The sequence below is a fragment of the Amycolatopsis sp. cmx-8-4 genome (assembly GCF_046548675.1).
Classification (GTDB): Bacteria; Actinomycetota; Actinomycetes; order Mycobacteriales; family Pseudonocardiaceae; genus Amycolatopsis.
In genome coordinates this window covers 1-7,582 of sequence record NZ_JAEBDZ010000068.1, presented here as the reverse complement: position 1 = coordinate 7,582, position 7,582 = coordinate 1, and the positions used below count along the sequence as shown (strand labels likewise).

The 7,582-nt window shown below is 70.9% G+C and carries 5 protein-coding genes; 1 reads left to right on the top strand and 4 read right to left on the bottom strand.

The annotated features are described in order from the left end of the window. Positions 1–120: 120 nt before the first annotated feature. The 4 genes from ACLJQZ_RS48245 to ACLJQZ_RS48230 form a co-directional block, all read right to left on the bottom strand. Positions 121–879: a hypothetical protein gene (locus ACLJQZ_RS48245; protein ID WP_410628437.1), complete on the bottom strand. Its 759-nt coding sequence runs from the start codon at positions 877–879 to the stop codon at positions 121–123. 621 nt (positions 880–1,500) lie between these two features. Beyond that, the gene (clpB, locus tag ACLJQZ_RS48240; protein WP_410628435.1) at positions 1,501–4,095 is read right to left on the bottom strand and encodes an ATP-dependent chaperone ClpB; all 2,595 of its coding nucleotides are present in this window, start codon (positions 4,093–4,095) and stop codon (positions 1,501–1,503) included. Positions 4,096–4,191: 96 nt separating this feature from the next. Next, the gene (locus ACLJQZ_RS48235; protein ID WP_410628433.1) at positions 4,192–5,379 is read right to left on the bottom strand and encodes an MFS transporter; all 1,188 of its coding nucleotides are present in this window, start codon (positions 5,377–5,379) and stop codon (positions 4,192–4,194) included. 99 nt (positions 5,380–5,478) lie between these two features. After that, positions 5,479–5,964, bottom strand: a complete 486-nt coding sequence (locus ACLJQZ_RS48230; RefSeq protein WP_410628432.1) for a MarR family winged helix-turn-helix transcriptional regulator — start codon at positions 5,962–5,964, stop codon at positions 5,479–5,481. Positions 5,965–6,285: 321 nt separating this feature from the next. On the opposite strand from ACLJQZ_RS48230, the gene ACLJQZ_RS48225 reads away from it, so the two are divergent. Continuing rightward, the gene (locus tag ACLJQZ_RS48225) at positions 6,286–7,461 is read left to right on the top strand and encodes a globin domain-containing protein (protein ID WP_410628430.1); all 1,176 of its coding nucleotides are present in this window, start codon (positions 6,286–6,288) and stop codon (positions 7,459–7,461) included. Positions 7,462–7,582: the final 121 nt, after the last annotated feature.

The following is a 7,582-nucleotide window of genomic DNA, read 5'->3' as shown; positions in this document are numbered from 1 at the left end:
CGTCCGCGAGTGGATCAAGGACTGGAACGAGGACCCCAAGCCGTTCGTGTGGAAGAAGACTGCCGAAGAGATCCTCGACTCGCTCGCCCGATATATCTCACGAATTTCCGGCGCAGGACACTAGTCCTGCTGCGCGTCCGCGGGCGGCGGCTGCTGCACCGGGATCCCGGCGGCCGGGGTGCCCGGCGCGGAACCCACGGCGGGGATCGGCGCGCTCGCCTGGTGGCGGCCGGCGTCGTAGTCCTCGTCGAACGGGTCGACGATGTCCGCGATCTCGCCGAGGTCGCGCAGCAGTCGCTCGAGGCGGGACGGGCCGGCGGTCGGGACGACGCTGGCGAGCACCCACTCGTTCTCGAGCCAGGCCACGCCGACGTCGCCGCCGAGCTGGTCCGCCGCGTCGACGAGCTCCTGGGTGATCACCGCGCGGGCGCCGTCGGCGTCGTCCGCGAAGGCGTAGCGGGAGCCGATCGGACCGAGCATCTCGGGCATGTCGGCGCGCTGGAACGGCACGCTGGACAGCCACATCTCGATCGGGATCTTGTGCTTCTTGTTGCAGCGCACCGCGACGACGACGGCCGGGATCTGCCCCTCGGACTCGATGTCGAAGATGAACACGGGGCGGCGGCCGTCGGAGGTGAAGGTCGAGCCCGCGACGACGTTGACGGCGGCGTCCGCGCCGAAGTAGCCGATCGCACCGTTGGACCACTGCTGCGGCAGCCGCTCGTCCTCTTCGACGAACTGCCAGCCGCGCAACTGTGCCCAGCGCATGCGCTCGCGGTTGCGCGAGCCCTCCTTCGCCCGGTCGGCGGCGAGCAGCCCCAGCCCCGCCACCAGGGCGACGGCCGCGATGATGAACCAGATCCACGCCGGAATACCCACGATCGTCAGCGTATCGCCTGCTACGCCGAAGAGATGATCGCCGGTACCCGTGTCGCCGCGCCCATTCGAAGCATTTCCCGCCGGCCACGTCGACAAATCGCTTAATCGCACGATTCGGCCAGGGCTACAAGGCAGCCGAAGAACGCGGCGCGGGCGGCCTTTCCCGAGCGATTCGACCAGGTGAGCCGGACGAGCGGCGGCAGGCAAGGGCTCGGGCACGGGCGCCTTCCACGCGGCCGGGCGCCGGTGCCGACGACCTCGACACCGCCGTCGACGGACGGCGCGTCACCACGCCACGCCTGGCCCCGGCTCACAAACTCCCCCACCCATCCCAGGGGGGCGACCCCGAGTCCAGTTTACCGGCGACAGCCGACAGGGCCCGCCGCGAAGGCGGGTTCAGCCCGAGTTGTCCACATGTGCCCAGCGCCTGTGGATACCCGGCAGGATCACCCGACCGTGGACTCGCGAACACGAAGTCCGAGGTGAACCGCGCACTCCCCCGAGAAGGCCCCAGCCGACCGGCCACTGTGGACGAAAACGGGCCAACCGGCGCCGCCTGCGAAGACGAGCGCCGGTTGGCCCGGTGAACTGTGGTTGGCACTCGACCAACCACTCGCGCGGTCAGACGCGGGTCACCGTCAGCGCGTTGCCCGCCTCGATGTCCGGGATGTCGACCCGGACCGTGTCGCCGTCGCGGACCTCGCCCGACAGCAGTTCCTTCGCGAGCTTGTCGCCGATCGCCGACTGGACCAGCCGCCGCAGCGGGCGGGCGCCGTAGATCGGGTCGAAGCCGTTGAGGGCGAGCCACTCGCGGGCGCCGTCGGTGACCTCCAGGTGCAGCCGGCGCTGGGCCAGCCGCGCGACCAGCCGGGCCACCTGGATGTCCACAATGGACGTCAGCTGCTCGGTGCCGAGCGAGTGGAACACGACGATGTCGTCGAGCCGGTTGAGGAACTCCGGCTTGAACTGCCGCTGCACCACCGAGAGCACCGCGTCCCGCCGCTGCCGCTCGTCCAGGTTCGGGTCGGCGATGGCCTGCGAACCGAGGTTCGACGTCAGGATCAGGATGGTGTTCCGGAAGTCGACCGTCCGTCCCTGGCCGTCGGTCAGCCGCCCGTCGTCGAGGACCTGCAGCAGCACGTCGAAGACGTCCGGGTGGGCCTTCTCGACCTCGTCGAGCAGCACCACCGAGTACGGCCGGCGCCGGACGGCTTCGGTCAGCTGCCCGCCCTGGTCGTACCCGACGTACCCCGGCGGGGCGCCGACCAGGCGCGCCACCGAGTGCTTCTCGGCGTACTCGCTCATGTCGATCCGCTGGATCGCCCGCTCGTCGTCGAACAGGAACTCCGCCAGCGCCTTGGCCAGCTCGGTCTTGCCGACGCCGGTCGGGCCGAGGAACAGGAACGATCCGGTCGGCCGGTCCGGGTCGGCGACGCCGGCCCGGGCGCGGCGCACCGCGTCCGCCACGACCTGCACGGCTTCGGGCTGGCCGATGACCCGCCGGCCCAGCTCCTCTTCCATCCGGAGCAGCTTGCCGGTCTCGCCCTCGAGCAGCCGTCCCGCCGGGATGCCGGTCCACGCGGCCACGACGTCCGCGACGTCGTCGGCGCCGACCTCTTCCTTGAGCATCACGTTCTGCTGGCTCGCCTCGTTCGCGGCCGTCGCGGCCTCGAACTCCTTCTCCAGCGCCGGGATCCGGCCGTAGCGCAGCTCGGCGGCCTTGCCGAGGTCACCGTCGCGCTCGGCGCGCTCGGACTCGCCGCGCAGCTGCTCCAGCTGCTCCTTGAGCTCGCGGACCTTCTCGATGGAGCCCTTCTCGTTCTGCCAGCGTGCGGTCAGCGCGGTCAGCGTCTCGCGCTTCTCGGCCAGCTCGGCGCGCAACGCGCTGAGCCGGTCCTTCGAAGCCGCGTCGCTCTCCTTGGCGAGCGCCATTTCCTCGATCTCGAGGCGGCGCACGGCGCGTTCGACCTCGTCGATCTCCACCGGCCGCGAGTCGATCTCCATGCGCAGCTTGGACGCGGCCTCGTCGACCAGGTCGATGGCTTTGTCCGGCAGGAAGCGCGCGGTGATGTAACGGTCGGACAGCGTCGCCGCGGCGACCAGCGCGGCGTCCGTGATCCGGACGCCGTGGTGCACCTCGTAGCGCTCCTTCAGCCCGCGAAGGATCGCGATGGTGTCCTCCGGCGACGGCTCGCCGACCAGCACCTGCTGGAAGCGCCGCTCCAGGGCGGCGTCCTTCTCGATGTGCTGGCGGTACTCGTCGAGCGTGGTCGCGCCGACCATCCGCAGCTCACCGCGGGCGAGCATCGGCTTGATCATGTTGCCGGCGTCCATCGCGCCTTCGCCGGTCGCGCCGGCGCCGACGATGGTGTGCAGCTCGTCGATGAAGGTGACGACCTCGCCCGCGGAGTCGGTGATCTCCTTGAGCACAGCCTTCAGCCGCTCTTCGAACTCGCCGCGGAACTTCGCGCCGGCCACCATCGACCCGAGGTCGAGGGCGATAACGCGCTTGCCGCGCAGCGACTCGGGGACGTCGCCGGCGATGATGCGCTGGGCCAGGCCTTCGACGATCGCCGTCTTGCCGACGCCCGGCTCGCCGATCAGGACCGGGTTGTTCTTCGTGCGCCGCGACAGCACCTGCACGACCCGGCGGATCTCGGTGTCCCGGCCGATGACCGGGTCGAGCTCGCCGGCGCGAGCGCGCGCGGTCAGGTCGACGCCGTACTTCTCCAGCGCCTTGAACGTGCTCTCCGGGTCCGCGCTGGTGATCCGGGCGGAGCCGCGGACCTTGGCGAACGCCTCCCGCAGCGCGTCCGGGGTGGCGCCGTGCCGTTTGAGCAGGTCGGCCACCTGGCCGCCCTCGGTGGCGAGCCCGACCAGCAGGTGCTCGGTCGAGACGTACTCGTCGCCCAGCTCGGTCGCCAGTTTCTGCGCGTGCGTCAGCGACTTCACGGCGAAGGTGTCGAACTGCGGGCTCGACACGGTCGCGCCGGTCGCCGACGGCAGCGCCGCGGTGATCGGCTCGAGCTCCTTGTGCACCACCCCCGGGTCGGCCCCGACCGCGGTCAGCAGCGGTGCGGTCAGCCCCTCACCCTGCGCCAGCAGGGCGCCCAGCAGGTGGGCGGCCGACACGTGCGGGTTGCCGGCCATGGTGGCCGCCTGCGCCGCGGACGAGATCGCCTGCTGGGTCTTCGTGGTCGGGTTGAAAGCGTCCATCCCTCACCTCATGCTCGATTACAAGAAAGTCCTGGTGGCAGGCCTGACCGAAGCCCGTCAATCTCTACAACGCACGAAGACTTGAGTCTGTTCCGCTCAACTTTGACCGGGTGCGACCGCGTCCGCCGGCAACCGGGGCGCGAGCGTCCCGAGCCCGGCGACGGCGAGCCCGGCGCACACCCCGACCAGCACCCAGGGTAACCAGTCGGCGACCGAGAACAAGGCCACCACAGCGGGCGCGAGGACCTGCGCCATAGTGAACGCGTACTGGTACGCAGCGAGATAACGTCCACGGGCGTCCGGAGGTGCCGCGGCCTCGGCCAGCGCCCCCGAGCGTGGCCCGAAGACCAGGTCGCCGGCGGCGAACACCAGCGTCGAGACCAGCAGGTAGACCACCCGCCAGCCGTCGGGGACGAGCAGCACGCCCAGGCTGACCAGGCACCACGCGGAGAACAACGCCGAGCCGGCCCGCATCGCGCCGATCCGGGTCAGCTTCGCCGTGAGCCGCAGCGCGAGCGTGCCGCCGACGCTGGTCAGCACGGTGAGCAGGGCGAGGATCGCGCCCGGCAGCCAGGCCGGGCCGTGCAGCCGGTCGAGGACGAACACCGGCGTGCCGATCAGGAAGAAGTCGAGCGAGAGCCCGAACAGGCCACTGAACAGGATCAACGCGAGGTACGGCCGGTTGCGCAGCACTCGCGCGGGCCGCTCGCAGTCCTCCTGGTGCGGTCGCACGAGCCGGACGAAGAAGCCGAGGATGCCGGCGGCGACGACGAACGTGCCGACGTCCAGCAGGAGCGCGACCCGGTACCCGTCCAGCCCCTGCCAGGTCAGCAGCACTCCCGCCACCAGACCGCCGAGGCCGAAACAGCCGGCCCGCACCATCCCCACCTCCGCGAACGGCCGATCCTTCGGGACGTCGCCCGCGACATCGGCGATGAGCACGAACAGGGAGCTGTAGAATAGCTGCTGCCCGGCAGCGAGCAGGACCGCGGCGAACACCACGGCCCCGGCGCCGTCGGCCATGAGGTACGCGCCGGCCCCGGCGGCCTGCAGCAGCTGGGCACAGATGACGACGACGCGCGGGCCGACGCGGTCCACCAGCCGTCCGGCCAGCGGCGGCACGACCAGGCCGCCGACCGTGCCGAGGGTGACCGCGGTGCCCGCGACGGCGAGCGGCACGCCGACCACCTGGGTCACGTAGACCAGGGCGAGCGGGAGAAAAAGACCTGAGCCGAAGTTGTCGATCCCCAACGCGCACAGCAGTGCGACCCGGCTACGCGTCACCCATCGACGTTAGCTCTGCTCAGCACCGGGAAGTCAGGACCGAACGGAGACAATCGGTCACGCCGAATGCAACTGGCGGTGTGACCGATTGCCCGTCCGTCACTTGGTCGTGTCAGCGAGACACGCCGCGCTGCCGAGCGCGCGGCGGAGGTCGGTGTTCATCTCCGCGAGCCGCCCGGTGAGGTCGGTGACGCGGGCGTCGTCCCAGCCGCCGAGGGCCTGCTCCATGAACTCGAGGTAGTTGGTCCGCCAGTGGGCGAGCTCCGCGCGGCCCTTCTCGGAGACGCTCACCAGCGTCGCCCGGCCGTCCTCGGGCGCGGGACGGCGGTCGATCAGCCCGGCGGCGGAGAGCTGGGTGATCTGCCTGCTGACGACGGACAGGTCGACGAACCGGCGTTTCGCCAGCTCGGACGGCCGCGCCTCGCCGTTCTTCGCCAGGTCCGACAGCAGCATCGCGGCCGCGGGGTGCAGCCCCGGCGCGTCCTGCCAGGCCTGCATGATCCAGGCGTGCTGCAGCTGGGACGCGGTTTTCAGCTCACGCATGAGCTCGACCCGGACGTCGTCCTCGGTGTCGTCGAAACTCATCGGAGTCCTCCCGGTACTGCCTGTTAGTTGTGCAATACAAGTTTATTGCCGGACACTTGCGCAAGGCAAGCATCGGCCCGGTGAGGTCCCCCACGCCGGCACCGGCGGCAATACACCCGGTCGGAGCAACAATGCGGGCAAAAGGGCGCTCGGCCGCTACCCTGCGGACGGGCCGCGCACGAAGCGTGCGCGGAGTGGCAGAGGCGGAAGCGATGGACACCGGGAGGCGGCTGTGCGCGGAACTGCCGTCGCCGTGCCCGGGCCGGCGGTGATCGACCGGGTGCCGTCCTCCCTCCGTCCCCGACCGGCTGACTCGGGCCGATGACAGCCGACTCGGTCAGCCCGCTCCCACGCTCCTCGACCTCGCGTGAGGCACCCCCCGCCGTCACCGCGATGGTCCAGCTCATCCGGGACAGCTGGGCCAGGTCCGAGCCGTACATCGCGGACATCTCCCAGTTCTTCTACGGGATGCTGTTCACCCTGGCGCCGACCACGCGTGACTTCTTCCCGATCAACATGGAGATCCAGCGCGGCCGGCTGGTGCGCGCGCTGGTGCACATCGTGCAGATGGTCGACCGGCCCGACGACCTGGCGCCGTTCCTGCGGCAGCTGGGACGCGACCACCGGAAGTTCGGCGTGGCGCCCCGGCACTACGAAGCCGTCGGCACGGCGCTGCTGGCGTCGCTGAAGAACCACCTCGGCCGGGAGTGGACGCCCCAGGTCGAGCGGGCCTGGGCCGAGGCGTTCACCATCGCCGCGCGCGCCATGCAGGACGCCGCCGCGGCCGACCAGAACCCGCCGTCGTGGCACGCCACCGTGGTCGAGCACCGGCGGCTGACCTGGGACCTCGCCCTGGTGCGGCTCCTCCCGGACCAGCTGGTGCCCTACCACCCCGGCCAGTACATGAGCGTCGAGGTGCCGCAGCGACCGCGGCTGTGGCGCTACCTCTCCCCGGCGAACGCGCCGCGCGAGGACGGCGGCATCGAGTTCCACGTCCGCGCCGTCGACGGCGGCTGGGTCTCGCGCGCCATCGTCAGCCACACGCAGCCCGGCGACGTCTGGCGGCTCGGGCCGCCACTGGGCCGGCTGGCGGTCGACCGCGAGGCCGCGCGGAACGTGCTGATGATCGCCGGCGGCACCGGCATAGCGCCGCTGCGCTCGATCCTCGACCACCTCGCGCTGTGGGGCGAGAACCCCAAGGTGCGCCTCTTCTACGGCGGCGCGGCCCGCGAGGACCTCTACGACCTCGAAGAACTGCGCGCCCTGGCCTCCATCAACCCCTGGCTGAACGTGACGCCGGTGGTGGAGCGCGGCGGCGACGTCCCCGGGTTCGAGCAGGGCACGCTCGCCGAGGCCGTCACGCGCTACGGCTCCTGGCCGGGGCACCACGTCCTCGTCTCCGGCTCACCGGCGATGATCCGGGCGACCGTCTCGCGGATGCTCGTCGCGGGCAGCGCGCTGGACCAGATCCAGTACGACCCGTTCACGATCGACTAGTGTCCTGCGCCGGAAATTCGTGAGATATATCGGGCGAGCGAGTCGAGGATCTCTTCGGCAGTCTTCTTCCACACGAACGGCTTGGGGTCCTCGTTCCAGTCCTTGATCCACTCGCGGACGT